Origin of the sequence: Arthrobacter sp. UM1 (assembly GCF_020483305.1) — a bacterium.
Classification (GTDB): Bacteria; Actinomycetota; Actinomycetes; order Actinomycetales; family Micrococcaceae; genus Falsarthrobacter.
Genome location: NZ_JACWAB010000001.1, coordinates 73,148 through 99,383, shown reverse-complemented (window position 1 = coordinate 99,383; position 26,236 = coordinate 73,148). Strand labels below are relative to the sequence as shown.

At 71.1% G+C, this 26,236-nt stretch carries 26 protein-coding genes; 9 read left to right on the top strand and 17 right to left on the bottom strand.

Annotated features, from left to right (window positions below):
• Positions 1-21: 21 nt before the first annotated feature.
• Positions 22-762: an alpha/beta fold hydrolase gene (locus H9I38_RS00475; protein WP_226336676.1), complete on the top strand. Its 741-nt coding sequence runs from the start codon at positions 22-24 to the stop codon at positions 760-762.
• A 34-nt stretch (positions 763-796) separates the two neighbouring features.
• On the opposite strand, the gene H9I38_RS00470 is transcribed toward H9I38_RS00475, so the two are convergent.
• Genes H9I38_RS00470 through H9I38_RS00460 form a run of 3 tightly spaced genes read right to left on the bottom strand, consistent with a single transcriptional unit; the run spans position 797 to position 6,443 of the window.
• Complete coding sequence (locus H9I38_RS00470) at positions 797-2,014, bottom strand: MFS transporter (protein WP_226336675.1); 1,218 nt, start codon at positions 2,012-2,014, stop codon at positions 797-799.
• Entirely contained in the window at positions 2,011-5,193 is a 3,183-nt protein-coding gene (locus H9I38_RS00465; protein WP_226336674.1) for an AAA family ATPase, read from the bottom strand. Before H9I38_RS00465 ends, H9I38_RS00470 begins: the two co-directional genes overlap by 4 nt.
• On the bottom strand, positions 5,190-6,443 hold the full coding sequence (locus tag H9I38_RS00460) for an exonuclease SbcCD subunit D (protein WP_226336673.1): 1,254 nt from the start codon (positions 6,441-6,443) through the stop codon (positions 5,190-5,192). Before H9I38_RS00460 ends, H9I38_RS00465 begins: the two co-directional genes overlap by 4 nt.
• A 44-nt stretch (positions 6,444-6,487) precedes the next feature.
• Between H9I38_RS00460 and H9I38_RS00455 the strand changes: the two genes are divergently transcribed.
• Entirely contained in the window at positions 6,488-7,285 is a 798-nt protein-coding gene (locus tag H9I38_RS00455) for a hypothetical protein (protein WP_226336672.1), read from the top strand.
• Between the two features lie 216 nt (positions 7,286-7,501).
• Entirely contained in the window at positions 7,502-8,296 is a 795-nt protein-coding gene (locus H9I38_RS00450; protein WP_226336671.1) for an alpha/beta fold hydrolase, read from the top strand.
• Positions 8,297-8,415: 119 nt separating this feature from the next.
• Here the strand turns inward: H9I38_RS00450 and H9I38_RS00445 are convergent, their stop codons facing one another.
• A complete protein-coding gene (locus tag H9I38_RS00445; protein WP_226336670.1) occupies positions 8,416-9,432 on the bottom strand; it encodes an exonuclease domain-containing protein in 1,017 nt (338 codons plus the stop codon).
• Between the two features lie 126 nt (positions 9,433-9,558).
• Here H9I38_RS00445 and H9I38_RS00440 point away from each other — a divergent pair, with 126 nt between their 5' ends.
• Positions 9,559-10,302, top strand: a complete 744-nt coding sequence (locus H9I38_RS00440) for a VTT domain-containing protein (protein ID WP_226336669.1) — start codon at positions 9,559-9,561, stop codon at positions 10,300-10,302.
• Between the two features lie 76 nt (positions 10,303-10,378).
• Here H9I38_RS00440 and rdgB read toward each other — a convergent pair whose 3' ends face one another.
• From rdgB to clpS, 6 genes are read right to left on the bottom strand one after another with little or no spacing between them, the layout of a single operon-like run.
• Positions 10,379-10,999 (bottom strand): RdgB/HAM1 family non-canonical purine NTP pyrophosphatase, encoded by a 621-nt coding sequence (gene rdgB, locus H9I38_RS00435; RefSeq protein ID WP_226336668.1) that lies wholly within the window; start codon positions 10,997-10,999, stop codon positions 10,379-10,381.
• The gene (gene rph / locus H9I38_RS00430; RefSeq protein ID WP_226336667.1) at positions 10,996-11,784 is read right to left on the bottom strand and encodes a ribonuclease PH; all 789 of its coding nucleotides are present in this window, start codon (positions 11,782-11,784) and stop codon (positions 10,996-10,998) included. Before rph ends, rdgB begins: the two co-directional genes overlap by 4 nt.
• Positions 11,785-11,808: 24 nt before the next feature.
• Positions 11,809-12,594, bottom strand: a complete 786-nt coding sequence (locus H9I38_RS00425; RefSeq protein ID WP_226336666.1) for an MBL fold metallo-hydrolase — start codon at positions 12,592-12,594, stop codon at positions 11,809-11,811.
• A complete protein-coding gene (murI, locus tag H9I38_RS00420) occupies positions 12,591-13,556 on the bottom strand; it encodes a glutamate racemase (RefSeq protein WP_226336665.1) in 966 nt (321 codons plus the stop codon). The genes H9I38_RS00425 and murI overlap by 4 nt, the downstream gene beginning before the upstream one ends.
• Before the next feature lie 60 nt (positions 13,557-13,616).
• On the bottom strand, positions 13,617-14,171 hold the full coding sequence (locus H9I38_RS00415) for a DUF2017 family protein (protein ID WP_226336664.1): 555 nt from the start codon (positions 14,169-14,171) through the stop codon (positions 13,617-13,619).
• The gene (gene clpS, locus H9I38_RS00410) at positions 14,164-14,475 is read right to left on the bottom strand and encodes an ATP-dependent Clp protease adapter ClpS (protein WP_226336663.1); all 312 of its coding nucleotides are present in this window, start codon (positions 14,473-14,475) and stop codon (positions 14,164-14,166) included. Before clpS ends, H9I38_RS00415 begins: the two co-directional genes overlap by 8 nt.
• A 118-nt stretch (positions 14,476-14,593) precedes the next feature.
• On the opposite strand from clpS, the gene H9I38_RS00405 reads away from it, so the two are divergent.
• Together H9I38_RS00405 and H9I38_RS00400 are read left to right on the top strand one after the other, a co-directional pair.
• Positions 14,594-15,919 (top strand): nicotinate phosphoribosyltransferase, encoded by a 1,326-nt coding sequence (locus H9I38_RS00405; protein WP_226336662.1) that lies wholly within the window; start codon positions 14,594-14,596, stop codon positions 15,917-15,919.
• A 4-nt stretch (positions 15,920-15,923) separates the two neighbouring features.
• The gene (locus H9I38_RS00400) at positions 15,924-16,571 is read left to right on the top strand and encodes an isochorismatase family protein (protein WP_319002156.1); all 648 of its coding nucleotides are present in this window, start codon (positions 15,924-15,926) and stop codon (positions 16,569-16,571) included.
• A 22-nt stretch (positions 16,572-16,593) separates the two neighbouring features.
• Here H9I38_RS00400 and H9I38_RS00395 read toward each other — a convergent pair whose 3' ends face one another.
• The 5 genes from H9I38_RS00395 to H9I38_RS00375 all read right to left on the bottom strand — a co-directional run bounded on the left by H9I38_RS00395 (position 16,594) and on the right by H9I38_RS00375 (position 22,231).
• Entirely contained in the window at positions 16,594-18,381 is a 1,788-nt protein-coding gene (locus H9I38_RS00395) for a DEAD/DEAH box helicase (RefSeq protein ID WP_226336661.1), read from the bottom strand.
• A complete protein-coding gene (locus H9I38_RS00390; RefSeq protein WP_226336660.1) occupies positions 18,350-18,643 on the bottom strand; it encodes a DUF3039 domain-containing protein in 294 nt (97 codons plus the stop codon). The genes H9I38_RS00395 and H9I38_RS00390 overlap by 32 nt, the downstream gene beginning before the upstream one ends.
• 104 nt (positions 18,644-18,747) lie before the next feature.
• The gene (locus H9I38_RS00385; RefSeq protein WP_226336659.1) at positions 18,748-20,328 is read right to left on the bottom strand and encodes a hypothetical protein; all 1,581 of its coding nucleotides are present in this window, start codon (positions 20,326-20,328) and stop codon (positions 18,748-18,750) included.
• Positions 20,313-21,077: an ABC transporter ATP-binding protein gene (locus H9I38_RS00380; RefSeq protein WP_413463505.1), complete on the bottom strand. Its 765-nt coding sequence runs from the start codon at positions 21,075-21,077 to the stop codon at positions 20,313-20,315. Before H9I38_RS00380 ends, H9I38_RS00385 begins: the two co-directional genes overlap by 16 nt.
• Positions 21,078-21,196: 119 nt before the next feature.
• The gene (locus H9I38_RS00375) at positions 21,197-22,231 is read right to left on the bottom strand and encodes a co-chaperone YbbN (protein ID WP_226336657.1); all 1,035 of its coding nucleotides are present in this window, start codon (positions 22,229-22,231) and stop codon (positions 21,197-21,199) included.
• 60 nt (positions 22,232-22,291) lie between these two features.
• On the opposite strand from H9I38_RS00375, the gene H9I38_RS00370 reads away from it, so the two are divergent.
• Positions 22,292-23,359 (top strand): AI-2E family transporter, encoded by a 1,068-nt coding sequence (locus H9I38_RS00370; RefSeq protein WP_226336656.1) that lies wholly within the window; start codon positions 22,292-22,294, stop codon positions 23,357-23,359.
• A 7-nt stretch (positions 23,360-23,366) separates the two neighbouring features.
• On the opposite strand, the gene H9I38_RS00365 is transcribed toward H9I38_RS00370, so the two are convergent.
• On the bottom strand, positions 23,367-24,143 hold the full coding sequence (locus H9I38_RS00365; protein ID WP_226336655.1) for an alpha/beta hydrolase: 777 nt from the start codon (positions 24,141-24,143) through the stop codon (positions 23,367-23,369).
• A gap of 135 nt (positions 24,144-24,278) precedes the next feature.
• Here H9I38_RS00365 and nucS point away from each other — a divergent pair, with 135 nt between their 5' ends.
• Together nucS and H9I38_RS00355 are read left to right on the top strand one after the other, a co-directional pair.
• Positions 24,279-24,974, top strand: coding sequence for an endonuclease NucS (gene nucS / locus H9I38_RS00360; RefSeq protein ID WP_226336654.1), 696 nt, complete (start codon positions 24,279-24,281; stop codon positions 24,972-24,974).
• 222 nt (positions 24,975-25,196) lie between these two features.
• The gene (locus H9I38_RS00355; RefSeq protein ID WP_226336653.1) at positions 25,197-25,400 is read left to right on the top strand and encodes a cold-shock protein; all 204 of its coding nucleotides are present in this window, start codon (positions 25,197-25,199) and stop codon (positions 25,398-25,400) included.
• Between the two features lie 363 nt (positions 25,401-25,763).
• On the opposite strand, the gene H9I38_RS00350 is transcribed toward H9I38_RS00355, so the two are convergent.
• Positions 25,764-26,228, bottom strand: a complete 465-nt coding sequence (locus tag H9I38_RS00350) for a DUF2550 family protein (RefSeq protein ID WP_226336652.1) — start codon at positions 26,226-26,228, stop codon at positions 25,764-25,766.
• Between the last annotated feature and the right edge of the window lie 8 nt (positions 26,229-26,236).

The window sequence follows — 26,236 nt, the reverse complement described above, 5'->3', positions numbered from 1 at the left end:
GGCTCAGCTGGAGCTCGTGGCGTGGGCGGCTCAGACCAGACTCGGGGCCGTGCTCTCCTCTTCCACGGCTTCGCCTCAGACGCGGAGCAGACCTTCGGCCGGCCCGGGTGGATCCGCTCGCTTGAACGCGCCGGCTGGACGCCCACAGCACCGGATCTGCCCGGCCACGGCTCGAGCGCTCTCCCCGCGTCCGAGTCCCGTGCGGAGTTGGACGAGTGGGCGCTGCAGCAGCTGCGACGCACGGCGGAGCACCACGGCGGGCCCGTTGACCTCGTGGGCTACTCGCTCGGTTCCACTGTGGCGTGGACGCTGGCCCTCGCCGAGCCGAGCCTGGTGAGGTCTGTCTCAGCTGCCGGAGTCCCGGCGGAGGATCACCTGGCTGCTCTCGCCCGCGGCGAGAACACTCCGGAGACGCGCTTTCTCGAGGGGCTGCTCGAGGCCCAGGGCGCTGCCGAGCGTCTCGCGCCGCTGATCCGCGCCGCAGGAGCGACCCCGTTCGAGGTTCGCCAGGTGCTCGAGAAGCACGGCGCACCCGCTGGCCTCGTGTTCGCCGCCCGCGGGTCTGACGATTCCTTGGCCCTCGACCCGCAGGTGCTCGTGGATGCCGCTGCCGTGTCTGGCACGGCGGCACCGACGCCCGCCTGGACGCCCGTCTCCCTCACCGTGGAGGGACGCGATCACGTGAGCCTCCTGCCGAGCGGGGAGGTCCGCCGCGGGCTCACGTCTGCACTGGAGCGGGTGGCTGCGGCTGACCACAGCTGACCCCACCGTTCTCAGGGCGTTGCCCTGCCCGGGGTCAACGTTGCTCGGTGAGAGCTCTCCTCCCGAACAGCGCAAGAAGAACCCCCGTCACGAGGATTCCCGCCGCACCGACCAAGGGCACGATGAATGCGGCCGCGCTTCCTCCCGCTGAGGCCAGCGCACCCGCTGCCGCCGAGGACAGGGCGGTTCCCACGACGATTCCGCTGCCGAGCAGCGTCATGACCGTGGCGAGTATGCCGGAGGGCGCCACGAGCCCGGCTGTCTCGAAAACCGTGACCATGGTGGGCCCAACGGGAATGCCGAGGATGAAGAGCGCCACCACCATTGCCACGACTCCGTCCACGCGGCCCACGGCGAACGCGGTGACCAGGAGGGCAGCGCCGAGGCCGATCCACCGGGGTATCGGCGGGACCTTCTGAGACCAGAGCGGCATGGAGAGGGCGAAGATCGCGGAGGCCAGGGACATGCCGCCGTACAGGAGACCCGTGGCGTCGGGAATCCCCCGCGCCGTGGCGAACGGCAGGAGCGAGGTGAGCGTGCCGCCGAAGACAGTGCCCATCGAGACCATGGCCAGGGCGCAGAGGGCCACGACTGCTGCGGGCGCGCCCGTCAGCCTGCGCGGTCCGGCGCTGCCGTGGTCCATCTGCACTGCCGGGATCCGTCCGACGAGGACGAGGACCATGGAGATGACGAGGACTGCCGAGAGCACGAGCGGCGCGAACGGGCTGACGAAGCTCGCGCAGAGTCCCACCAGGACGGGTCCCAGTGCGAACGAAAGCTCGTCCACGGTGCTCTCGTAGGACATCGCCGCACCCATCTGGGGGCCGGTGCCGAACTTCTGCCGCCAGACGACGCGGGCCACGGCACCGATCTGAGGACACGCCGCCCCGATGAGGCCTGCATGGAGCAGAAGCAGCGCGGTGGCCCAGCCTCCGCCCTGACCCGCGAGCGCCGGCGCCGAGGCGATGAATCCCAGGAACGCCGCAGCCTGGAGGGCGGCGAAGGCGACGAGGACCCGTTTGGGCCCCGTCTTGTCCACGAGCATCCCGAAGACCGGGGCCCCGAGGGCCGAGCCGATGCCCACGGCGCCCGCCGCCAGGCCCGCAAGCGCGAAGTCGGCCCCTACGGAGGGAAGGAAGGTGAGCACGCAGACGGCCATCATGGCCTGGGGAACGCGCCCGAGCGATGCGCTCAGAAGGAATGCCGGGGCCGCGGCCCGCAGCACCCCTCGGATGCCGGCGGATGCGGTCACTCCGCTCCTCCCACGCGAGTGGAGAGCGATGAGCCCGTCTTGGTCTTGGTGACGACCACCTGGTTGCCGATCCTTTCGTGCATGTCCGCGACGTGGGAGACGACGCCGATCCGGCGTCCGCCGTTCTTCTTGAGCTCGTCCAGCTGCTCCATGACGACGTCCAGCGTCCGCGCGTCCAGGGAGCCGAACCCCTCGTCGATGAAGAGCGTCTCCAGGGAGATTCCCCCGGACTCCCTTTGTACGACGTCGGCCAGTCCCAGCGCCAACGCGAGGGACGTCATGAACACCTCTCCCCCGGACAGGCTGGACGGAGAGCGCTCCTGTCCCGTCCAGTCGTCCAGGATCTTGAGCCCCAGGCCGGACTTCTGGTTTCCCACGCGGTCGTCGTCGAGACGGACCACATAGCGGCCGCTCGTCATCGGCTGGAGGATGCGGCTCGCAGCGTTCGCGATCTCCTCCAGACGGGACGCGAGCACGAACATCTGCAGGCTCATGCGGCGGGGGTTGTCCTGGCCGAGACCGTTGGCGGTGTCGGCGAGGCCTTGGAGCAGGTCTGCCTCGGCCAGGGACTCCCCGAGGCGAGCCTCGATCTCTGCGACGGCGGCCGCGCCGCGGGAGGCCTGGTCCGCGATCTCCGAGGCCCTGGCCTCGCGGCGGATGGCCTCTTCACTGAGGCCCCGCAGAACGAGCCGAGCATGGGCGGCGCCGACCCGGTGAGCCGTGGAACGGCCGGCCTCGGCCGACACCTGGATGACGAACTCCTGGAGACGCCTGAGGAGCGCCTCTCGAGCGCTTCCCGCGTCCGCGCCGCTTCCTTCCTGGGACGCGTTCGAGGCTGTTCCGCCGCAGCGGGCCAGAATCTGGTCGAGGAGGCGTCGGAGGTCGTGCGGCGTCTGGCTTCCCTCCCACGCGGCCTCAGCCGGCCGGGCGGCCTCACCGCTCAGGAGATCGAGCCGACGCTCACGAGTGCGGAGGACCGCGCGAAGCTCCTCTGACGCCGAGTCCTCCAGCAGAGCCTGCTCCGCTTGTCCCTCTTCATGGAATCCGGCCGAGACCCTCAGCGACTCCGCATGGGCGCTCGCCTCCGCGGCTCTCTCCGCCGCGGCGTCCGCGAGCGCCGTGGCGCGCTCGCCCTCCGCCACGGCGTCCCCGACGGAGCGGCAGAACGCACGAGCCCGGTCTAGCAAGGGCAGCAGGTGCTCGGGCTGCTCCGAAGCTCCGTCTTCGCGCCCGAAGGCGCGGGCATGCCCGTCGACCTTCTCTCGGGCCTCTCCGAGGGACGCGTGTCTCAGGGATGCGTTCTCCTCGGCGGCCGCGAGTTCGGCTGCGGCCTTCTGGACTCGGACTTCGGCCTTCTTGAGCGTCTCCTCGGCCTTCCGCGCAGCGTTCTCTCCTTCGGCGGCGCGAGCGAGGTCCGACCGTGCCTTCTTCTCGGCTTCGACGGCAGCGTCCACCTCTGCCTCGGCCTCCGTCACGCTCTGCTCCCCGGCCGACTCGCGGAGATGCTCGTAGGACTGCCGGGCCAGCGCGGCTGCGGTCTCCGCCTCCCGTGCCGCGGTCAGGGCAGAGGCGCTCTCCTCCTCGAGCCGGTCCAGGTCCTCTGCCGTCAAAGCGCCAGCGCCGCTCGGAGCCGTTGCGGGGTCCGGGTGCTCTGCCGAGCCGCACACGGGGCACGGCGCGTTCTCCTCCAGCTTGGCCGCGAGTCTCCCCGCCGCGTGCCGGGCGTAGGCAGCACGCCCTTCGGCAACGGCCTGAGCCGCGGCCGTGGAGGCGTTCAAGGCCTCGGTCTTCTCCGTCTCGGCCTGAGCCGCCTCCTCCTGGGCCCGCTCCCGCCTCCGGACGGTGTCCAGCGTCTTCCTCGCCTGCTCCACGGCCTTCTGAGCCGGTTCGAGCTCTGCGGCGCCGGTACCGAGCTCCTCGGCCTTCTTCCGGGCCTGCTCCGCGCTCTCCGCGGCGGAGGCTCGCTCGCGTTCGGCGTCCTCCATGGCCGTTCGGCTCAGCCGGCAGCGCTCCTCGGCAGCCCGCACGTCCGCCATGAGCGGTGGAAGCGATTCGGCGTCCCTCCGCGCAGCGCGCTCGGCCTCAGCCCACTTGTCCCGCACGCCCGGGTCCGTCCATTCCCGCCCCTGGGCCCAGGCAGGGGCATCCCGGATGACCTCAGCACGAGCTTGCAGGGCCTCCCGCACCGATGCGGCAGCCTTTTCAGACGCCGCGGCAGCGCGAGATGCGGCTCGTTCGGCCTCGACGGCTCGCAGGGCCCGCGCGTGCTCTGCGAGCCTGTGCTCGGCGTCAACGGCCTCTTCAGCCTGCTGAATGAGCTCTGACGCAGCCGTCAGCGCCGCGTCCCAGCGCGCCGCGTCTTCGAGACGCGTCCGGTGCCGGCGGTCCTCTGCGTCAGCGGCCTCTGCCTTGGCACGCAGACCGGAGGCCGTCAGAGCGGCGTCCTCCCGCCGCTGCCGCGCCTCCTCCACGAGGCGCTGACGGTGTTCGGCGGTGTCCACGGGCTGCTCCCAGCCCAGCCGCTCGGCCAGCTCCTCGAGGGCCTCGAGCCTGTTCTCCAGGGCGACCCGCTCCTCGCGGAGACCCGCCTGGGCTGACGCCGCCTTCTCCTTGAGCCACTCTGCGATCCAGGCGTACGGCTCGGCGCCGAAGATCTTCTCCAAGACGGTCTTCCTCTGCTCCGCCGTGGCGAAGAGGAATGCCTGGAACTGCCCCTGCTGCAGGAGCATGACCTGCGTGAACTGCTCCCGCGTGAGCCCCACCGTCTCCAGGACGATGGCCCCGATCTCCTGCTGGGACGTGCTCGTGGAGGCCCACTGGCCGCTCTCCCAGCTGAAGAGGGCCCCCTTGCTGCGCTGGCGGACCATCCCGGAGCCGCGCTTGCTGGGACGGGACCATTCCGGAGTGCGCTCAATGAGGAACCGGTGACCCCCGATGGAGAACTCCAGCTCCACCGACGGCTCTGTCTCCACCGATTTGTGGTCCGAGACGAGGCGGCCGGAGCCCGACCCCGTGGAACCGTAGAGCGCATAGACCAGCGCGTTGAGCACCGTGGACTTGCCCGCGCCGGTCTCTCCCCGCAGCAGGAAGAGCCCGTCCTGCGCGAACTGCTCGAACTCGATCTCCTCGCGGCCCGCGAAAGGGCCGATGCCGGTCATGGCCAGCCGGTGGATCCTCATGCCGACGCCTCCTTCGCTGCGGCGTGGCGGAGAGCCTCGGCCAGAACCTCCGACTCGGACTCGTTGAGAGGGCGGGAGCGGACGAACTCGTAGAACGCCGAGACCACGTCCCCCCGTGAGCGCGCCGTCCGGACCCGTTCCGTGTACTCCCGCGTCTCCACGGGCGTGAGCGAGGAGAAGGAGAGCTCCACCGCGTGCGGGAAGCGCGTCTGCAGCGCCCGCATGGGCTCGCGCGGACGCTCCGCGTCTGTCAGCACCGCAGCAACGAACGCGTCCTCCCACTGCGAGAGCGCGGGATCCGCGAGGAGCTCCTCCAGCGTTCCCGTGATCCGCTTGACGGGGCGGAAGCCGCTGAAGTCCGCCGGCCGGACGTCCACCGCCCCGTCAGCGGACAGGTCGACGATCCACCCGCCCTTGGCATAGCCTTCCTCGCTCATCGAGAACGGCAGCGGTGAGCCCGAGTACCTCAGGCGCTCGCCCAGGGTCTGGCGGCGGTGCAGGTGGCCGAGGGCGGTGTACGCGGCGCCCTGGAACAGCGCGCCCGGAATCTCGCCGAGACCGCCCTGGCGCTCCGCCCGCCTCTCCTCGGCCTGACCGCCGGGCGTCTCCTCAGCCCGCTCCGCAGGCTGCGGCGTGGTCCGCAGCCCGAGAGCCGCCGTGCGGATCTCCCGCTCGCTCTCACTCGCCTCACCGCCGCGGACGAACGCGTGGGCCAGCACGACGGCGGGCCGCTCCGGGCTGAACGCCGCCCGCACCCGCTCCAGCGCCGCGGCGTGGATGTCCGCATCATCCGGGCGTCCCTCCGATTCCGGCAGCCACGAGGGCCGCGCCGTCCTCAGGGCCATGGTGTCCAGGTACGGGATGAGGAAGAAGTCCACGGAGGCCCCGTCCGCCCCCGTCAGCGTGACCGGCCGGTCCAGCGCCTCCACGTCCGCGCCGATGTGCACGCCTCCGCGCCCCAGGATCCCGGCGCCGAAGCCGAGCCGGGAGGCCGAGTCATGGTTTCCGGCCGTGAGCACCACCTGGGCCCCAAGAGCCCGGACGCGGGACAAGGCTGCGCTGAACAGCTCCACCGCCCAGACGGGCGGAAGCGCACGGTCATAGACGTCCCCCGCGATGACGAGGACGTCCACGCTCTCCTCCTCCACCGTGGCGACCACCCAGTCCACCCAGGCCCGGAAGGACTCCTCGAGGTCCACCTCGTGAAAACGGCGCCCGAGGTGCCAGTCAGACGTGTGCAAGATCCGCATGATCCAAGAATTTCACGAGGGGTGGACACGATAAGGTTGCACGCATGCTGAACGAGCCGAGCGAGTCGCCCTCCGCCGATCTGTCCGCCCTGGGCCCGGCTGCGGTTCCTCCTGCGCTCGACCCCGCGGCGGGCGTCCTCCTCGCCGTCGGCATGGACGCCGTCGCCGAGGTCCTCGAGTGGGCGCGAGACGGCGTCGGAGCCGACCCCGCCGCGTGCGCGTGGCTCGCCTCCCTGCGCGTCTCCCGCCTCCTCGGCCTCCCCTTGGACCCTTCGGCTCCCCCGCAGCTGCGGCGCGGGCTCGACGACGACCTCGAGCACTGGGCCGCCTCCGCCTCGGACGGCTCCCTCGCCCGCGCGATCCCCGCTGAGAGCGTGCAGCGGCGGTTCCCGCGCTTCGCCGCCGCCATGAGAGTCGAGCGGATGGGAACCCGGTCCCACCCCCTGACGCCGGCCGAGCTCGATCCGCAGCTCCGCGACGACTCCGCTCTTCTGCGCCTGCTCCCCGTGGCCCTCATGGCGCACCTCGACGAGGACACGCTCGCCCGCGTGGGCCGGGACGTCGCCGCGATCTCGGAGTCCGGCGAGCAGACGCTCGAGTCCGCGGCCGACTCCGTCCTCCGGCTGGCCCGGGCCCTCCGCGGCACGGCGCCCAGCGGGGGCTCGGAAGTCCAGGCCGCTTCGAAAGCCGACGCCAGCACGTGCCGGCCGAATCCCTGGACGGCCGCGAGCTCCGTGATCGGCCGCCACCTGAGCGAGGCCCCCGAGGCCCTCTCCTTCCGCGACGCCGTCCTGGCCCCGGCCGCGGCGCGCATCGACGCCGCCTACGGCGTGGCGGGCTGACCTCGCCGGCCGCGGCCAGAGCGAACCATTCCGGCCCGACTCAGGGCCCACATGATGGGAGGGAGTCGACTCAGACCGACGTCATCCCGGTCGTGTCGGTCAGGGGCGAGTTGTCACCGGACTGTGTCCAGCACAGGGCGACGAATCGCCGACGTGGGCATGTGGTGGAATGACGGACAAGGAAGAAGCCATGCCTGAGGCGGGAGTATGTCAGACATGTCGGACCTTCGAGAAATGGTGCTCGACCGCCCCGGATGCGTCGTGCACTACCGGCGTCGAGAAGCTCAGCACGGCCGCTGGGTCGTCTTTCTGCATGGCGCGGGCATGGACGGACACATGTTCGACGCGCAGCTCGCGGCGCTGCCAAGCGACGTCGGGGCGGTCTGTTGGGATGCGCGCGGCCATGGTCAGTCAAAGCTGAACGACGAGTTCCGCTACCCGGACATGTGCGAGGACCTCCATGCTCTCATCAGCACTCTTGGGCCGAACGCAGTCACGCTGGTCGGTCAGTCAATGGGAGGCAACCTCGCCCAGTCCTACCTTGACCGTCACCCTGACCGTGTCGCCCGCTTGGTTCTGATTGACTGCACCGACAATCACGGCCCTCTGACCCTTCGTGAGAAGCTCGCGCTGCGCTGCACCAAGGCGGTCCTGTCCGTCTGCCCCTGGAACGCTCTCGTCCGGCAATCCGCTCGTGTCTGCGGCCGGTCGGCCGCAACTGTCGACTACGCCGAATCCTGTCTGCGCCAGGTGGGGAAGCGCCGGTTCATCGAGATCATGGGCTTCTGGGCGGATTGCCTGGCGCCCGACCCCGCATATCGGCTCAGCGTCCCGACTCTGGCACTCGTGGGCGAGCAGGATCGCTCGGGCAACATCAGGAAAGCCATGCAGCGACTCACGGACCGGAACGCTGAAACCATCCTGGTTACCCTTCTCAACGCCGCGCACAACTCCAATATGGATGATCCCGCCGCAGCCAACGAGGCCCTGATCGACTTCCTGCAGCAGTAGCCGACACCGCGAGCGGGCCCACCTTGAGCGGGCGCTCACAACTTCCCCGTCGAACGGCGAGCGCCGCACGGAGCGCCCAGACGTGCGGTCCCGTCGATCACTGTTCCTGGCGAGGGCGCCTACGCGCCATGGGGCGGCCAGGCTCCGCCGACCCGCTGCATGAACTCGCCCTCGGTCACGATCTCGAGCCGGAACCCCCTCGCCTGCAGCTTGAGCGCCTTCTCCAGCGTGGAGGAGGTGAAACGCCCGCCGCCCCGGACGTCGTCGCTCGCGAATCCCCCGCCGACGACGAGGACGTCCGTGGACAGGGAGAGCACCCCCACAGGCTCCGCGCCGCACTCGGCCGCCCGCCGCCAGGCCTCGGCCCGGGACAGGCCGAGCGGCCCCGTGAAGAGGACCCGCTGGCCGAAGAGCGGATTGGCCGGGTCGGCGTCGGGATTCGGGGAGACCGGATCGAGGCGGGACGGCAGCTCGAAGGACTCGGCCGGCGCGCCCTCCTCCCCCGACGGGCCGGGAACGGAGCGCAGCGCCCGCTCAGTCGCGGAGGAGAGCCCCTCGGCGGGATCGTAGGGAGCGAGCTGCGACATCGGAACGCCCAGGCGGCGGAGCGCCGCCTCGAGCGTCCCCTCCCCGGTGCGCCGGACAGCCTCGAGGGCGACGGCGGCGCACGCCCGCGCGTCGGCGAGAGCGTTGTGGTGGTGGGTCATCGGATGCCCGGCGGCCTCGGCGGAGAAGGGCAGCGAGTGTGAGGGCAGAGAGAAGGACGCCCGGGACATCTGCACCGTGCAGGCGGAGCGGCGGCTCGGCAGCCGCGAGGAGGTGAGCTCGGCCGCACCGCGGAGCACGCCCAGGTCGAACGCCGCGTTGTGGGCCACGAGGGGCAGGCCCTCCGAGAACGCGAGGATCCGCTCGAGCACCTCGGGGAAGGCGGGCGCGTCCCGCACGTCCTCGGGGAGGATCCCGTGGATGCGGACGTTGCGAGGGTCGAACACGTCGGCCGGCGCCGGCGGCGCGATGAGACTCTCCCACTCGGCCTCCGGGCGGCCTCCCGCCACTCTGACGAGCCCGACGGCGCACGGAGAGCCCCTGAAGCCGTTGGCCGTCTCGAAGTCGACGGCGACGAAGTCCACGCTCACCCGATCCACCCTATGCCCGGTTCGCTGCCGAGCCGGTGCGCCGAGCGCCCCGTCCGCCCATGTCCGGCCGTGCGCCGCGCCGCTCGGGCTCTTGTCAGGCTGGGCCGGTATCCTGACTCGGTGCCCATGACTTCCCTGATCTCAGACACGTCCCTCCCCCTCGCCGGCTTCCTCCCGAGCTGGCTCGATCCCCAGGTCTTCCTCGCGGACCCCCGGGTGGGCCCGTGGGTCATCCTCCTCATCCTCGGCATCGTGTTCGCCGAGACGGGTCTCCTCGTCGGCTTCTTCCTGCCCGGAGACTCGCTGCTCTTCACGGCGGGCCTGCTCGTGGCCACCGGCACCATCAAGGTGAACATCGTGCTGCTGGCCCTGCTCGTCTTCATCGCGGCCTTCGCGGGAGACCAGGTGGGGTACGCGATCGGCCGCAAGGCCGGGCCGGCCGTCTTCAACAAGCCGGAGTCGAGGCTCTTCCGCCACGAGCACGTGGAGCAGGCGCACGCCTTCTTCGAGAAGCACGGCGGCAAGTCCGTCATCCTGGCACGCTTCGTGCCGATCGTCCGCACGTTCACGCCGGTCATCGCGGGCGTGGCCAAAATGCACTACAGCACCTTCATCCGCTACAACGTGATCGGCGCAGCCCTCTGGGGCGTGGGCGTGACGATGCTCGGCTTCATCCTCGGAGACCGCGTCCCGTTCGTCCGGGACCACCTGGACGGGATCTTCATCCTCATCGTCCTCGTCTCCGTGCTGCCCATCGTCTTCGAGATCGTCAAGGCCCGCCGCCAGGGCCGTTCCGCCTACCCGGCCGACTCGGCCGCTGAGCGCGAGGACGGCTCCCACACCGCAGGCTCGGAGCGCGCCCGGGACTGACTCCCCGTCTGGCTCCCGGCCTGCCGCTGAGAACGCCGAGGCCCCTTCCCGCGCGGGAAGGGGCCTCGCTCTGTCTTCACGCCTTCAGGACCTCGAGGATCCTCGGCATCATGGCCCGCATGGCCGCGCCGCGGTGGCTGAGCCGGTTCTTCTCGGCCGGATCGAGCTCGGCGGCGCTCTCCTCGCGGCCGTCCGGCTGGAGGATCGGATCGTAGCCGAATCCGCCCTCTCCCCGGGGCTCGCGCAGGATGACGCCGCGGAAGCTGCCCTGCGTCACCGCCGTCTCGGCGCCCGGCACCGCGAGCGCGGCGCGGCACTCGAAGCCCCCGGCCCGGTGTCCGTCCGGGACGTCCGCGAGCTGGGCGAGGAGCAGGCGCAGGTTGGCCTCGTCGTCGCCGTGGCGGCCGGACCAGCGGGCCGAGAGGAAGCCCGGGGCCCCGCCGAGCACGTCCACGCAGAGCCCGGAGTCGTCCGCGAGCGCGGCGAGCCCCGTCTCCTGTGCGATGGCCTCCGCCTTGAGCCGCGCGTTCTCCTCGAACGTCACGCCGGTCTCGGCCACGTCCGGGGCGCCGGCCGCCGCGGCGTCCACCACGAGGGAGTCCACGTCCAGCTCGGGGGCCTGCTCGGCGATCATCGCCCGCAGCTCCCGCAGCTTCCCCTTGTTGTGGGAGGCGAGGACGAGCCGCGCGCCGCTCACGCGTCCTCCTCGCGCGCTGGCGCGCCCACGACGACCTGGGCGCCGAGCGCCTCCGCCTGGATGCGAGCGAGCTGCTCGGTTCCGGTGAGCGCCAAGTCGAGGAGGGAGTTGAGCTCGTCTCGGTCGAACGGCGCGCCCTCGGCGGTCCCCTGGACCTCCACGAAGGACCCGCCGCCGGTGACGACGACGTTCATGTCCGTCTCGGCCGCGACGTCCTCCACATACGGGAGGTCGAGGACGGGGCGGCCGTCCACGATGCCCACGCTGACCGCGGAGACCGAGTCCGTGAGGACCTCGGCCCGGGCGGGGATCATGCCGTTGGACTGTCCGAACCGGACGGCCTCGACGAGGGCCGCGTACGCGCCGGTGATCGCGGCGGTGCGGGTGCCGCCGTCGGCCTGGAGCACGTCGCAGTCCAGGACGATCGTGTTCTCGCCGAGCTCGGCGAGGTCCACGACGGCGCGGAGGGAGCGCCCGATGAGCCGCGAGATCTCATGGGTGCGGCCGCCGAGCTTGCCCTTGACGGACTCGCGGGCGCTGCGGGTGTTCGTGGAGCGCGGGAGCATCGCGTACTCCGCCGTGAGCCAGCCGGTGCCCTGGCCCTTGAGCCACCGGGGCACGCCCTCCGTGAGGGACGCGGTGCAGAGCACCCGCGTGTCCCCGAAGCTGACGAGAGCAGAGCCCTCGGCGTTCTTGGACCAGCCGGTCTCGATGGTCACGGGCCGCAGCTCGTCGTGGGCGCGGCCGTCGGCTCGGGGTGCGGGGGCAGTGGTGGATTCAGTCATGCCTCCATCCTAGGGAGGCGCTCCTCAGATCCGGTAGGAGACCCCGGCGGCGACGACGGCCGTCTCGCCGTCGTACGCCTCGCGCGCCTCTTCCAGGGAGCGCACGGGGCTGTTCCACACCGGCAGGTGGGTGAGGAGCAGGCGCCGGGCCCCGGCGTCCGCAGCGGCCTGCCCGGCACGCCGGCCGGTGAGGTGGACGCCCGTGATCGCGTCGTCGCGGCCCTCGTGGAAGGCGGCCTCGCAGAGGAAGCAGTCCGCGTCTCGCGCGGCCTCGACGAGCCCCTCGCAGGAGTCCGTGTCCCCGGAGTAGGTGAAGACGGTCTGGGTGCCGTCCGGCTGCGTCTCGGTGACGCGGAAGGCGTAGGCCTCCTCCACGGGGTGGCGGACGGCGAAGGGCTCCACGGTGAGCGGGCCCAGCCGGACGGGCCGGCCGGCCGCGAGGGGCACGAACCGGAAGTCCTCGTGCATGCCGGGATCGAGCGGCATCCCGTAGGCGGTCGCCAGGCGGTCCGCGGTCTCGGCGGGCCCGTGGATCTGGATCCTCCGCTCCGGCTGCCCGTCCGGGTTCCAGTGGACCGCCACGTGCAGTCCGCAGACGTCCATGCAGTGGTCCGGGTGGAGGTGGCTCAGGAAGATCGCGTCGATGTCGGCCAGGTCCAGGTGCCTCTGCACGTGGCCGAGCGCCCCGGAGCCGAGGTCGAAGAGGAGGTTCCACGTCCTCTCCCCCTCCTCCGCCTGGAGCAGATAGCAGGACGCCGGTGACTCCGGGCCGGGGAAGCTCCCCTGGCAGCCGACGACGGTCAGTCTCATGCTCGGGCCCCCTTGCCCTGGCCTGACTCGCCGCCCTTGAGGCGGGCGGCGGCCTCGAGCATCGCGGGCGTGATCCGCGCGATGCTCGCAGTCGGATAGATCGCGTGCACGTCCTCGACGCGCGTCACCGAGGCCACCTCGGGCCCCAGGAAGCGGCGGGCGAGGACCTCGAACTCGGCGGCCGAACCGGTCGCCATGAACTCCCGCGCGGCCTCGGCGGTGTCCGGGGCCTGGATGCCCTCCCGCACGAGCGAGCGGTAGACGTCCTTGGCCGTCTCCTCCGCCGAGGAGATGAGGGTGACGTCCTCCCCCATGACGAGCGAGAGCACGCCCGTCAGCAGCGGATAGTGCGTGCAGCCGAGGATGAGGGTGTCCACACCGGCCTCCTTGAGCGGCGCGACGTACTCCTCAGCCGTGCGGATGAGCTCCGGCCCGCTCGTCACGCCCGCCTCGACGAACTCGACGAACCGCGGGCACGCCGCGGAGAAGACCTCGAGGTGCGGGGCGGCGGCGAACGTGTCCTCGTAGGCCCGCGAGCGCACGGTGCCGGCGGTGGCGACGACGCCGATCCGGCCGTTCCTCGTCGCCGCGGCCGCGCGCCGGACCGCCGGGCGGATGACCTCGACGACGGGGATCCCGTACCGGCCCGTGTAGCGCTCCCGCGCGTCCCCGAGCACGGCGGCCGAGGCGGTGTTGCAGGCGATGACCAGCGCCTTGACCCCGCTGGAGACGAGCTGGTCCATGATGCCGAGCGCGTTGGCCCGGACCTCCGCGATGGGCAGCGGCCCGTACGGGCTGTTCTGGGTGTCCCCGACGTAGAGGACGGACTCATGGGGCATGAGGTCGATGAGCGACCTGGCCACGGTCAGCCCGCCCACACCGGAGTCGAAGATCCCGATGGGGGCCGCTGCGGAGACGGCCGGACGAGCGCTCGGCGCGTCCGGGAGGCTGCGAGAGTTCATTAGTGTTCCAGCGTAGGCGCAGGCCCGCTCACGGGACTCCCCGAGCCCCTGTTGAGTTTGTCACAAGGCGTCGATGAGAGCGGCGGAGAGGCCGCCCCGGATCCATCCCACGAAGTTGTAGAGGACGGCCATGAACTCGTCGTCGTCCTGCGGGTCCTCGATCTCGGAGACCGCGGCAGCGTCCTCGTCCGATCGGATCGCGAGCCGCTCGGCGAGCACGATCGCCACGGAGTTGAACGCGCGCGCGAGCGTCTCCGCGTCCTCGAGGCTGAGGCGCAGGGACTCGGCCGCGATGAGCATCCGCGCGGCGCGAAGGTCCGCGATCTTGTCCGTCCGCAGGGAGTACTCGGTGAGCCGGCGGAACTCGCCCGCGGATTCGTCGTCCTCCGCGGCGTCCGGCAGCAGGGCCCGCAGGGCGCCGTCCTGGGGCGTCTCGGCGGCCGGCGAATACCCCGTCAGCTCGACGAGGGGGTCCTGGTCCTCCCCGCCCTCGGGCGCGAGCAGCTCCTCGACGTCCGCGAGCACCCGCTCGAGGATCGCGATCTCCTCCGGCTCGAGGCGCCCGACGACGCTCCCGCCGTCCGCGCCCGGGCGGTAGCGGAACCGCTCAGCCACGGTCGGCCCTCTCATAGGTGGCCTGGAGGCCGTAGCGGTGCATCGCCTGGGTGTCCCGCTCGCAGGACTCCCGAGTGCCGGAGGCGACGACGGCGCGCCCCTCCTCGTGCACCGCGAGCATGAGGCGGTCCGCCTCCGCCGCGCTGTAGTGGAAGTAGGAGCGGAAGACGAAGGCCACGTAGTCCATGAGGTTGACCGGGTCGTTCCACACGACCACCTGCCAGGGCGAGTCCAGCCCCAGGTCCGCGTCCTCCCGGCTCAGCGTGCCGAGGCCGCCGGATGTCTCCCGCTCTCCGTCCGTCATAGTCTCTATGCTAGGGAATGCCCGCCCCGATGGTCACCGGCTTTTCGCTCCCCGCGTCATCCGCGCCGGAGGCCGTGCCCCGGGGCCGCTCAGCCGTCCACGCAGAAGAGGTTCCACCATGGCGCCGTCCCCCGGCGAGGCGTTCGCCTCCACCGCGCTCAAGACAGACCACTACGAGCTCACGATGCTCCAGGCCGCCCTCCGCTCCGGCGCGGCGCACCGCAGGAGCGTCTTCGAGACCTTCGCCCGGCGCCTGCCCAACGGGCGCCGGTACGGCGTGGTGGGCGGCACGGGCCGCTTCCTCGAGGCGCTGCGGGACTTCCGCTTCGGCGAGGACGAGCTGCGCTACCTCTCCGACTCCGGCGTCTTCGACAAGGAGACCGTCGCCTACCTCGAGGGCTTCCGCTTCACCGGAGACGTCTTCGGCTACGCCGAGGGCGAGGCCTACTTCCCGAACTCTCCCCTGCTCATCGTCGAGTCCACGTTCGCCGAGGCGTGCGTCCTCGAGACGCTTCTGCTCTCGATCATGAACCACGACTCCGCCATCGCCTCCGCCGCCTCCCGCATGACCGTGGCGGCCGGCGGCCGCCCCTGCATCGAGATGGGGTCCCGGCGCACCCACGAGGACGCGGCCGTCGCCTCCGCGCGCGCCGCTGCCATCGCGGGATTCGCGACGACGTCGAACCTCGAGGCCGGCCGCCGCTACGGGCTCTCGACGGCGGGCACGGCGGCGCACTCGTTCACGCTGCTCCACGACTCCGAGAAGGCCGCGTTCGAGGCGCAGGTGGCCTCGCTCGGCCCGGGCACGTCGCTGCTCGTGGACACGTACGACGTCGAGCAGGGCATCCGCACCGCCGTCGAGGTCGCCGGGCCGGAGCTCGGCGCGATCCGGCTCGACTCGGGCGACCTCGTCACCCAGGCCGGCTGGGCGCGGCGCCTGCTCGACTCGCTCGGCAACACCGAGACCGGCATCGTCGTGACGAGCGATCTCGACGAGTACGCGATCGCGGCGCTCGCCTCCGCCCCCGTCAACGCCTACGGGGTGGGCACGCAGCTCGTCACCGGATCGGGCGCGCCCACGGCCTCGATGGTCTACAAGCTCGTCGCCCGCCAGGACGAGAGCGGCGAGTGGGTCTCCGTGGCCAAGAAGGCCAAGGACAAGGCCTCCGTGGGCGGGCGCAAGTACGCGCTGCGCCGCAAGAACGAGCAGGGCGTGGCCACGGCCGAGGTCATCGGCGTGGGCCACCCGCCGGCGAGCGACTTCGACGACCGCCCGCTCCTCACCCAGCTCGTGGACCGCGGAGAGATCGACGACGCGCACACGGGCCCCGACGCCGTCGTGCGCGCCGCGGAGCGCCACCGCGCCTCCCTCGCCGAGCTGCCCGCGGCCCACACCCGGCTCGCCGCCGGAGACCCCGTCATCCCGACCCTCTACGAGGACTGATCCCATGATTCTGCGCCCCGGACCCGTGGCCGAGCTGACCGAGCTGCTCTCGCTCAGCGAGATGACCGTGGACCCGCAGAGGACCGCGACGCTCGTCGTGGACGTCCAGAACGACTTCTGCGAGTCCGGCGCCCTCGCCGTCGAAGGCGGACGCGAGACGGCGCGCCGGATCACCGAGTGTCTGGCCGCGCCGCGCTCGTTCGGGCTCGTCGTGACCACCCAGGACTGGCACATCGACCCGGGCTCCCACTTCTCCGAGACGCCCGACTTCCGGGACAGCTGGCCGCCTCACTGCGTAGTCGGAACGCCCGGAGCCCAGCTGTGCCCCGAGCTCTCTCTGCCGCGGCTGGACGCGGCGTTCAAGAAGGGCGAGTTCGAGGCCGCGTACTCCGGGTTCGAAGGGCGGCTCGACGATCCACGGCAGCGCCCGGAGGACCGTCCCCGCCTCAACACGTGGCTGCTGGACCACGGCGTGGACACGGTTCTCATCTGCGGGCTCGCCTTCGACTACTGCGTGACGCAGACCGCGCTCGACGCCCGGCGGCTCGGCTTCGAGACCGTGGTCCTCGGGCCGCTCACGGCGGCGATCTCCGAGGAGACCGCGCGGACGGCCGAGGCCGAGCTCGCCGACGCGGGCGTGCGCATCCTCTGAGCCCGATCGAGCCGAGCGGCCCTCAGGCCTGGCCCGGCCTCTTCCGGCCCACGAACCAGTCCTGAAGCCGCTCGATCCTCGCCTGGATCTGCTCGGCGTTGGCCTGCGCCACAGGCGGTCCGCCCGTCAGCCGCCGCAGCTCCGAGTGGATGACGCCGTGGGCCATGCCCGAGCGCGCGGCCCAGGCCGAGACGCTCTTGGCGAGCTGGTTCCGCAGCTCCTTGAGCTGGCGGTGGTCCACAGCGCCCTGGGGCTCCGCCTCCGCGGCGGGTCTCCTCTTCTGACGGCGGATCTGCTCGTGCTGCCGCTCCCGCAGCAGGATGTTGACCTGCTCGGCGTCGAGCAGCCCGGGAATCCCGAGGAAGTCCATCTCCTCGTCGCTGCCCACGTCTCCGCCGAGGCCGAACTCCGTGCCGTCGAAGAGCACTTTGTCGAACGACGCCTGGGAGTCGAGCGCCTCGAACTTCTGGCGCTCGAGGGTGTCCGAGGCCTTCTCCTCCCGGTTGGCCTCGTCGAGGAGGTCCTCCTCCGAAATGAAGTCCGGGTCCGTCGGGTCCGTGGGGCGGTCCAGCGCGTGGTCCCGCTCCGCCTCGAGCTCGTTCGCGAGCGCCATGAGGATGGGCACGGAGGGGAGGAAGACCGAGGCCGTCTCTCCGCGGCGGCGCATGCGCACGTAGCGGCCCACGGCCTGGGCGAAGAAGAGGGGCGTGGACGTGCTCGTCGCGTAGACGCCCACCGAGAGGCGCGGAACGTCCACGCCCTCGGAGACCATGCGGACCGCGACCATCCAGCGACTCGTCCCCTCCGCGAACTCCTCGATGGAGCGCGAGGCCTGTTTGTCGTCCGAGAGGACCACCGTGGCGGACTCCCCCGTGACCCCCTTGAGGATCCCGGCGTAGGCGCGCGCGGTCTCATGGTCTGTGGCGATGACGAGCCCGCCGGCGTCCGGCACCGTGCGGCGGACCTCGGTCAGCCGCTTGTCCGCGGCCGCGAGCACAGCCGGCATCCACTCGCCGTGGGGGTTGAGCGCCGTGCGCCAGGCCTGGGCGGCGACGTCCTTGGTCACCTCGTCCGCGAGCCCCGCGGACATCTCGTCCCCCGTGCTCGTCTTCCACCGCATGGACCCGGCGTACGCCATGAACATGACGGGGCGGACCACCCCGTCCTTGAGCGCGTGCCCGTATCCGTAGGTGTAGTCCGCCTTGGAGCGGCGGATCCCCTCCGCGTCCGGCTCGTACTCAACGAAGGGGATGGCGGCGGTGTCCGAGCGGAACGGAGTGCCCGTCAGGCTGAGGCGGCACGTGGCCGGCGTGAAGGCCTCCCGGATGCCGTCTCCCCAGCTGAGCGCGTCTCCGCCGTGGTGCACCTCGTCCAGGATGACGAGCGTCTTGGCCGCCTCGGTCTTGGCCCGGTGCAGCATCGGCTTGCTCGCCACCTGGGCGTAGGTCACGGCCACGCCCTGGTACCCCTTTCCGTGCTGGCCGTCCGAGTTCTTGAAGTTCGGGTCGATGGGCAGGCCGAAGCGGGCCGCGTTGTCCGCCCACTGGCGCTTGAGATGGTCCGTGGGCGCCACGACGTAGAGGCGATCCACGATCCGCAGGTCGAAGAGGGTGCGGGCCACGGTCAGGGCGAAGGTGGTCTTGCCCGCTCCGGGCGTGGCGACCGTCAGGAAGTCCCGACGGCGCAGCTGGAAATAGCGCGTGAAGGCCTCGGCCTGCCATTGGCGCAGCCCCTCCGGGACCGGAGGGACGGGATGAGAGGGAGCCGAGGCCGCCTCGCTAGGAATCGTCCCCGCCCTGCATCTGGTCATAGATCTTCTTGCAGTCCGGGCAGATGGGGAACTTCTCCGGGTCCCGGCCCGGGATCCAGACCTTGCCGCAGAGCGCGATGACCGGGTTGCCCGTCAGCGCGGACTCCATGATCTTGTCCTTCTGGACATAGTGCGCGTAGCGCTCATGGTCCCCCGGCTCCGCCGACTGCCGCTGCTCCTCGCGCTCGAGCGTAGCGGTTCCCCCGCCGTGCGAGGGCTCGGAGAGAGGCGAGGACTCGAAGGGATCGGGAGGCAGGCTCATGCGCTCCATTCTACCGCTCGGGGCCCGGCCGCTCACCCTCAGCCCGCGGCCCCGCTGCGCCGTCTCGGCTGCTGCCCCGCTGCCCGTCCTGGCCGCGGTCCGGCTCAGCTGTGGTCGAAGCGCACGAGCTGTTCCAGCAGGTACGCCTGCCGCCGGTCGTAGAGGACCCCGGCCCGATTCAGCCCGACGGCGAGGACGATCCCGCCGATGAGCAGCCCGAGCCCGGCTCCGCCCCACGCCATGAGCGGCCGGTCCGTGCCCAGCCCGATTCCGATGAGCAGCCCCGGGGCCAGGGAGAGGAGGGCGATCCCGGCCAGGCCGCCGAACTGGATGGCCACGGCCACCGGACCGCCGCTGCGCGTGGTGAAGACGGACTCGTTGGGGCGCACCGTCTCCTGGACGAAGAAGCTCGAGAGGAGCACTCCGGCCCCGGCGGCGATGCACCAGACCCCGACGCCGAAGAGAGCCGTGAGGGCGCCCTCGGCGGCGCTGTGCCGCGCAACCCCCTGGACAACACCGGCCAGGAGCATCGTGGCTCCGCCGATCACCGCATAGGAGAGCACCCGGGCCAGGCGCTCGTCCCGCCCGCGAACGCCCGCGGCCACGAAGATCCAATGCGCCGTGGAGTCATAGGAGGTGTCCATGGCGAGTCCCCACGCGGTGAGGAACCCGAGGAGGAACATCATGAACAGCCCGGCCGGCCCGCCCACGGTGGCCGACTGGAAGACCATCATGCCGATGACGAGCGGGATGGCCACGAGGGAGAACGAGTAGCGGGGGTCCTTGACCCAGTAGACGAGGCTCCGGGCCGTCATGGCCCCGAGCGGACCGCGGCCGAGGCGCCCGATGACTCCCGAGGTGCTCGACGACGACCGGGTCCTGCTCTCCTTGGCCGGGGCTCCCGCCTCGGCGAGCTCGCGCTCGAGGGCGCGGCCCCACACCCAGAGGACGATGAGGAGCGAGGCCAGCGCGATGCCGAGGCGGGCCAGAGCGGCGCCCCAGCTGCCGGCGAGCGCGTCCGCGCCGACGACCCACGGCGCTCCGATCGGCGTCCAGGCAAGGACCCCGCCGATGCCGGAGCGCAGCTCGGGGCTCTGCGCCACGAAGCCCCCGACGCCGATGACGGGCCCGAGGAACATGAGACCAAGGAATCCGGCCAGCATGGAGGACTCGCGGAACAGGCGGCTCTGCAGGAGGGCCGAGAGCGCCGTCGAGGTCAGCCGAGCGAGGGCGAGGGAGAGGAGGGCGCCGAGCAGCCCGCCGACGCTGCCGAGCAGGAGGCCGGCGAAGCTCCGGGCCGAGGCCGCGCCCCAGAGGAGGCCGACAAGCAGGGTGGCGATGCCGAGCGGGTTGATGGCCCCGGCGAGCAGCAGGCCCGTCACGAGCTCCCGCCGAGGAACGAGCAAGGTGGCGAAGCGGCGAGGGTCGAGCGTCTGGTCCACACCCACGAACAACGGCGTCACGAGCGCCCAAAGCAACACGAGAGCCGAGCCGAGCAGGGCGAGGATCGAGAACCGCAGCTCGGGGTCCTCGACGAACCCGAGGCCGAAGAGGGCCCCGATCGCGAAGACGAGCGCGCCCAGGGCGTACAGCCCCAAGAGCACGAGAGCGATGACGGCCGAGACGCTCCGCGTCAGCTGGTTCTTCTGCAGCTGGAGCGAGAGGCGGATCAGCGTCCCAACCACGAGAGGCTCCCTCCCTCGTGCCGTCCGCCGACGAGGTCGATGAACGTGGACTCGAGGTCCCGCCCGGCGCGCACCTCGTCCACCGTGCCGGCGGTCAGGACGCGGCCGGCGGACATGATCGCCACGTGGTCGCACATGCGCTGGACGAGGTCCATGACGTGGCTCGAGACGATGACCGTTCCGCCGTCGGACACGAACCGCGCCAGGACGTCCCGGATGTTCGCGGCGGAAACGGGGTCCACCGCCTCGAAGGGCTCGTCGAGCACGAGCAGCCGCGGCCCGTGGATGAGCGCCGAGGCGAGCGTGACCTTCTTGGTCATGCCGGCCGAGTAGTCCGTGACGAGCTTCGCCGCGGCGGGCTCCAGGTCCATGAGGGCCAGAAGCTCAGAGGTCCGCTCCGCCGCGGTGGCCTTGTCCAGGCCGCGGAGGCGGCCCGTGAACTCGAGGAGCTGCCGCCCCGTCAGACGGTCGAAGAGGCGCAGGCCGTCCGGCATGATGCCGAGCAGACGCTTCGCCTCCATCGGGGAGGCCCACACGTCCTGCCCGTACACCGCGGCCGTGCCGGCGCTCGGACGGATCAGTCCCGTGGCCATCGAGAGCAGGGTGGTCTTGCCCGCTCCGTTGGGCCCCACGAGGGCGTAGAAGGAGCCTGAGGGCACGTCGAGGGAGACGGAGTCCACGGCGAGCTGCTGGCCGAAGGCGCGCGTCATCCCCTGGATCTGGAGGGCCGGGAGGGCAGCGGTCTGCATCATGCCCCCAGTCTATGAATCAGCTGAGTGCGGCGTCGTCGCCCGGAAGTCGGATCTCGCGCGGAGATCTCCGCCCGACCGTCATCCGAACGGATGACCTGCGCGTCCCTTGGTGCGGCTCAGAACAGCGCGGCGGCGAGCTTCCGCCGGGCCTCGCCGACGGCGGGGTGGTCCCCGCCGATCAGCGTGAAGAGGTCCACGATCCTGGCGCGCGCCGCCTCGCGATCCTCTCCGCCGTGCGAGGCGATGAAGCGGATGAGGCGGGTCAGGGCGTCCTCCACGTGGCCGTTGGTCACGTCCGCGTCCGCCACGAGAAGCTGGGCCTCGAGGTCGTCCTGGTCCGCCGCGGCCCGCCCCCGTGCCGCGGAGACGTCGGCGCCGTGCAGGCGCCCGAGCAGCTGCGCGTTGAGGCGTCCCTGCTTGGCGGCCTCGTCGGCCGGCGAGTTCGCCAGGATCGAGTCGTACAGGCGCTCCGCCTCGGCGTAGTCCTCGCGCCCGATGGCGTCCAGGGCCGCCTGCTCCTCCGCCGAGAGCTGGGGCTCCGGAGCGTCCTCGTCCCCGTCCTCTCCGCCGTCTCCGCTGTCCGGGATGGATTCGGTCACCCCGTGCTCGTCGCCGAGCTGGATGAGCTGCGCGAAGATCGAGTCCCAGTCCTGGGGCGGGTTGCCCTGGAAGATCGGCACCGGCTGGCCCTTGATGAGCGCGACGGCGGCCGGCACGGCCTGAAGCTGAAAGGCCTGGAAGACGCTCGGGGCGTCCTCGCCCCGGACGCGGCCGAGCGCGATCCGGCCGTTCTGCTTGGCCACGAGCGGCACGAGCGCGTCGATGGCCTCCTGGGATCCGGGCACCTGGTCCGCGTACAGGCCCACGAGGCAGATGACCTGCCCCGAGAGCTGCATGAGCTGCTCGAAGCTCGCGTCATTGACGTCCACCACGAAGCGCGGCTTGCGCCCGCCCTCTCCCCCGCCGGCGGCACCCGGCTGCTGCCCGGACGCCTGCTGCGCCGCCGAGCGGTTCGCCAGGGCGGAGAGGTCCACAGCGCCGCGCAGGGCCGCGCTGCTCAGCCCGGGGTCTGCCGGGGCGCCGGACGCCTGGCCGGAGGCCGCGGGGCGGCGGGACGAGGACGAGGGGACTGCACCGTGGTTCATGGACATGCTGACAATCTATCGCGGAGCCCGGGGCCGTGTCCCAGGACGGTCGACTACCGTGGGACCGTGACTTCATACTCAGTGGACAGGCCTGGGCGGCACCGCCTCAGCCCCGTCGCCATGGGCTTCCTCGGCACGCTCGGCGTCGGCCTGGCCCTCGGCCTGTACTACATCGTCATCCACACCGGCCCGCTGCCGCTCTGGATCACCGCCGCCCTCTTCATCGCCCTGGGACTGGATCCCGTGGTGCGCTTCCTCGTGCGCCGCGGGGTCCCGCGCGGCGCAGGCGTGCTCATCGTCTTCCTGGCCGTCGCGGGGCTCGTCGCCGCCTTCATCAGCCTCGTCGCGCCGATCACGGTCCAGCAGCTCACCCTCTTCTTCCAGTCGCTGCCGGCCACGGTGGACCAGATGTCCCACTCCCCCACGTTCCAGCAGCTGGACAAGTCGTACGGGATCAAGGAGCAGCTGAACGCGGGCGTCAGCCACCTCACGTCCAACGCAACGGGCGCAGGCGGCATTCTGGACAAGGTCATCGCCGCCGGCACGGCCGTGGTCAACGGCCTGTTCGGCACGCTGATCGTCCTCGTGCTGACCCTCTACTTCCTCGTCATGCTCCCGTCCATGAAGGCCGCGTTCTACAGCCTGGTGCCGGCGTCCCGGCGCGAGCGGGTCACGGAGCTCACCGAGGACATCACGGCCTCTGTCGGCTCCTACGTGCTCGGCCAGTCCACGGTCGCCCTGCTCAACGGCGTCTACGCGCTCATCGTCATGGCGATCGTGGGCGTCCCGTATCCGTGGCTGTTCTTCTGCATCGTGGTCCTGCTCGCCGTCGTGCCCCTCGTCGGTCCGCCGACGGCGCTCGTCGTCGTCTCCCTCGTGGCGCTCACCAAGGGCTGGGGAACGGCGCTCGCGTTCGCCATCGCGTACTTCATTTACCTCCAGGTGGAGGCGTACTTCATCTCCCCGCGCATCATGCAGCGGGCGGTCAAGGTGCCGGGACCGGTGGCCGTCATCGCGGTCATCGGAGGCGGCTCGCTCCTCGGCGTCCTCGGAGCCCTCATCGCGATCCCGACGGCGGCGGCGGTCATGCACCTGCTCCGCGAGGTCGTGGTGCCGCGGCAGGACCGCAAGTGAGCGGCCTCTAGCCCTCCAGCCCGGCCGGGACTTCGGTCGGAAGGTCCACGGACTCGAGGCCGAGCGCCGCGGCCGCCATCGTCTCCAGGGCCCGCTTGACGTGCTTCTCCCCGACGAGCAGGTGCTTGGAGCCCTCGAACTCGATGACCTGCGCCTGCGGCACGAGCGCGAAGCGCTCACGGGCCTCGGGCGGCTGGAGGTAGTCGTCGTGCTCCGGGACGATCACGACGAGCGGCAGCCCCGTCTCCGCCCAGCGCCGCAGATCGGCGTCCTCCGCCCGGTGCAGCGGAGGCGAGATGAGCACCGCGCCGCGCACGAGCTTCGCGTTCTCCGGCTGCGAGACGTATTTGAGCGTCAGCTCCGTCCCGAAGGACCATCCCACCGCCCAGATCTCCGGGAGCCCGCGCTCGACGGCGAACCGCAGGGCCGCCTCGACGTCGTACCGCTCGCCGACGCCCTCGTCGAAGGAGCCCTCGCTCGTGCCCCGGGGCGAGCTCGTCCCGCGGGTGTTGAAGCGCAGAACGGCCAGGTCCGCCAGCGCGGGCAGGCGCAGCGCCGCCTTCCGGTAGACGTGGGAGTCCATGAAGCCGCCGTGCGTGGGCAGGGGGTGGAACATGACGAGCGTGGCCACCGGATCGGAGTCCGCGGGCAGGGCGAGCTCTCCCACGAGGGTCAGCCCGTCCTCCGTGGTCAGCTCGATGTCCTCGCGGCGGGCCGCCAGCACGGTGTTGGACCTGATCTCCTCGCCCGGCGCGGCGCCGGTCTCCGTCTCGTTCTCGCTCATCCCTCCATGCTAGGCGAGCGCCAGCCCGAGCCAGTCCCGCGCGGAGGCGTCCGGAGGTCACAGGTCCCGCGCAGGCAGGCCCGCCGCCTGCCCCTCAGGCGTCAGGCCCTCCGCCGTTCAGTAGAGTGGTGGACCGTGCGACTCGTCATTGCTGAATGCTCCGTGGACTACGTCGGCCGCCTCAAGGCCCACCTCCCCCGCGCCAAGCGCCTCATCATGGTCAAGGCCGACGGCTCGGTGCTCATCCACTCCGACGGCGGCTCCTACAAGCCCCTCAACTGGATGTCCCCGCCGGCGACGACGCGCATCGCCTCCCCGGAGGAGACGGGCGTGGGCGAGGACTCGGTCGAGTCCTGGATCGTCCAGCACGGCAAGAGCGACGACAAGCTCATCATCCACATCCACGCGATGCACCATGACTCGGAGCACGAGCTCGGGCTCGATCCGGGGCTCATCAAGGACGGCGTCGAGGCAGACCTCCAGCGGCTGCTCGCCGAGCAGATCCACCGGCTCGGAGACGGTTTCTCCCTCATCCGACGGGAATATCCCACGGCGATCGGCCCCGTGGATATCCTCGCCCGAGACCGAGAGGGCTCCACCGTTGCCGTGGAACTGAAACGGCGCGGTGATATCGACGGCGTCGAGCAGCTGACCCGCTATCTCGCCCTCCTCAATCGGGACCCTCGGCTCGCCCCGGTGCGGGGAGTTTTCGCCGCCCAGCTGATCAAGCCGCAGGCCCGCGTCCTCGCCGAAGACCGGGGCATCGAGTGCCTCTCGCTCGACTACGACGAAATGCGCGGCGTGGACGATTCCGACAGCCGACTTTTCTAATTGCTCCGTTATTCATTTTGAATTCTCTATGTATTGCGCAGGCCACGATACGGAGGCAAGAATTTTGACAATCTTCCCTTCTCCGTGAAAGTGTTGACGAGGAACGGGCACGATCTGAGCCGGTTCTGAAGCGTGAGGCACGAAAGCAATACCAGCATTCCTTCTCGCTTTGCATCCCCACCCCGCCGTCTCCCTGAGGCGGCCCATGCTTGAAGGAGCATCATGGCTGAAGGCACAGTCAAGTGGTTCAACCCGGAGAAGGGCTTCGGCTTCATCACGCCGGACGGCTCGAACGACGACGTGTTCGTCCACTACTCCGAGATCGCCACCAACGGTTTCCGCACCCTCGACCCGGAGCAGCGCGTCAGCTTCGAGATCGGCGAGGGCACCAAGGGCCCGCAGGCCATGGGTGTCACGCCCCTCTGATCTGAGCCCTCTCCCCCGGCCGTGAGGCGGGCCCCTCAGGGCTCTTCTCTCTGATCCGCGTCCGAGTTCTGCGCCAAGCGACGATGCTCGGCTGAAAGCGGAAGAGGACAGCGAGCCGGACACAGAGCACCGATACACAGTGAAGCCCCGGCCTCCCGATGGAGGCCGGGGCTTCGCTGTGCTGTCCCAGGCCCGTGCTGCGTCCGCCGAGGTGTCTCAACTGCATGCTGTCTCAGGCTAGCGCCGCGTCGACTGCGTGCCGAGTCGACTGTGCGGTCCGCGCTGTCAGCCGGGCAGTCTGCTCTCTCGACAGTGCGCTCCTTCGACGGGGCGACCGAGCGGAGAACGCCAGTTCCGCGAGGGTCAGCGCCAGTGGCCGCGGCCGACCGTCCCCCATGCCTCGAGCCATGCGCAGATCCCCGCGGACTCGTCGAACCCCAGGGCCAGATGCACTGGAGTCTCTCGGGACGGCGAGCTGAAGCGGGCCACGACCCACCCGCTGTCGACCTCATTCGGGTGGGCCTTCTCCAGGCTGCGCACGAGCTCGTCCTCTGGCCTGAGGCGGTCCATCTCGAGGAGATGGCGCTCCAGGCGCACCTCCGGAATCGGCGTGACCGAGGAGTCCCTGAACCACTGGAGCTCCTCGGCACGGTACCGCAGCGTCCCCTCAACCCATCCCGACGGCGTGGACAGAAGGGCCGGGAACGCGGCGAGGGTGCCCCGCAGCTGCCTGCGGCGCACCCTCATCGCCATTCGCCGTCCGAGAACCCCGCCGACCACCAGCCCCGCAATGACGCTGAGCAGGATGACGAGGTGCGGAAAGCCCATGATTCTGT

What these genes read in the sequence shown, in the direction of transcription:
- H9I38_RS00455 (WP_226336672.1), top strand. Translation starts at nt 6,488, where the DNA reads ATGCTGAACGAGCCGAGCGAGTCGCCCTCCGCCGATCTGTCCGCCCTG.
- H9I38_RS00350 (WP_226336652.1), bottom strand. Translation starts at nt 26,228, where the DNA reads ATGGGCTTTCCGCACCTCGTCATCCTGCTCAGCGTCATTGCGGGGCTG.
- H9I38_RS00390 (WP_226336660.1), bottom strand. Translation starts at nt 18,643, where the DNA reads ATGAGCCTGCCTCCCGATCCCTTCGAGTCCTCGCCTCTCTCCGAGCCC.
- H9I38_RS00450 (WP_226336671.1), top strand. Translation starts at nt 7,502, where the DNA reads ATGTCGGACCTTCGAGAAATGGTGCTCGACCGCCCCGGATGCGTCGTG.
- clpS (WP_226336663.1), bottom strand. Translation starts at nt 14,475, where the DNA reads ATGACGGACGGAGAGCGGGAGACATCCGGCGGCCTCGGCACGCTGAGC.
- H9I38_RS00465 (WP_226336674.1), bottom strand. Translation starts at nt 5,193, where the DNA reads ATGAGGATCCACCGGCTGGCCATGACCGGCATCGGCCCTTTCGCGGGC.
- H9I38_RS00395 (WP_226336661.1), bottom strand. Translation starts at nt 18,381, where the DNA reads ATGACCAGATGCAGGGCGGGGACGATTCCTAGCGAGGCGGCCTCGGCT.
- H9I38_RS00440 (WP_226336669.1), top strand. Translation starts at nt 9,559, where the DNA reads ATGACTTCCCTGATCTCAGACACGTCCCTCCCCCTCGCCGGCTTCCTC.
- H9I38_RS00460 (WP_226336673.1), bottom strand. Translation starts at nt 6,443, where the DNA reads ATGCGGATCTTGCACACGTCTGACTGGCACCTCGGGCGCCGTTTTCAC.
- rph (WP_226336667.1), bottom strand. Translation starts at nt 11,784, where the DNA reads ATGACTGAATCCACCACTGCCCCCGCACCCCGAGCCGACGGCCGCGCC.
- H9I38_RS00365 (WP_226336655.1), bottom strand. Translation starts at nt 24,143, where the DNA reads ATGAGCGAGAACGAGACGGAGACCGGCGCCGCGCCGGGCGAGGAGATC.
- H9I38_RS00375 (WP_226336657.1), bottom strand. Translation starts at nt 22,231, where the DNA reads ATGTCCATGAACCACGGTGCAGTCCCCTCGTCCTCGTCCCGCCGCCCC.
- H9I38_RS00400 (WP_319002156.1), top strand. Translation starts at nt 15,924, where the DNA reads ATGATTCTGCGCCCCGGACCCGTGGCCGAGCTGACCGAGCTGCTCTCG.
- H9I38_RS00380 (WP_413463505.1), bottom strand. Translation starts at nt 21,077, where the DNA reads ATGCAGACCGCTGCCCTCCCGGCCCTCCAGATCCAGGGGATGACGCGC.
- murI (WP_226336665.1), bottom strand. Translation starts at nt 13,556, where the DNA reads ATGAACTCTCGCAGCCTCCCGGACGCGCCGAGCGCTCGTCCGGCCGTC.
- H9I38_RS00405 (WP_226336662.1), top strand. Translation starts at nt 14,594, where the DNA reads ATGGCGCCGTCCCCCGGCGAGGCGTTCGCCTCCACCGCGCTCAAGACA.
- H9I38_RS00425 (WP_226336666.1), bottom strand. Translation starts at nt 12,594, where the DNA reads ATGAGACTGACCGTCGTCGGCTGCCAGGGGAGCTTCCCCGGCCCGGAG.
- H9I38_RS00355 (WP_226336653.1), top strand. Translation starts at nt 25,197, where the DNA reads ATGGCTGAAGGCACAGTCAAGTGGTTCAACCCGGAGAAGGGCTTCGGC.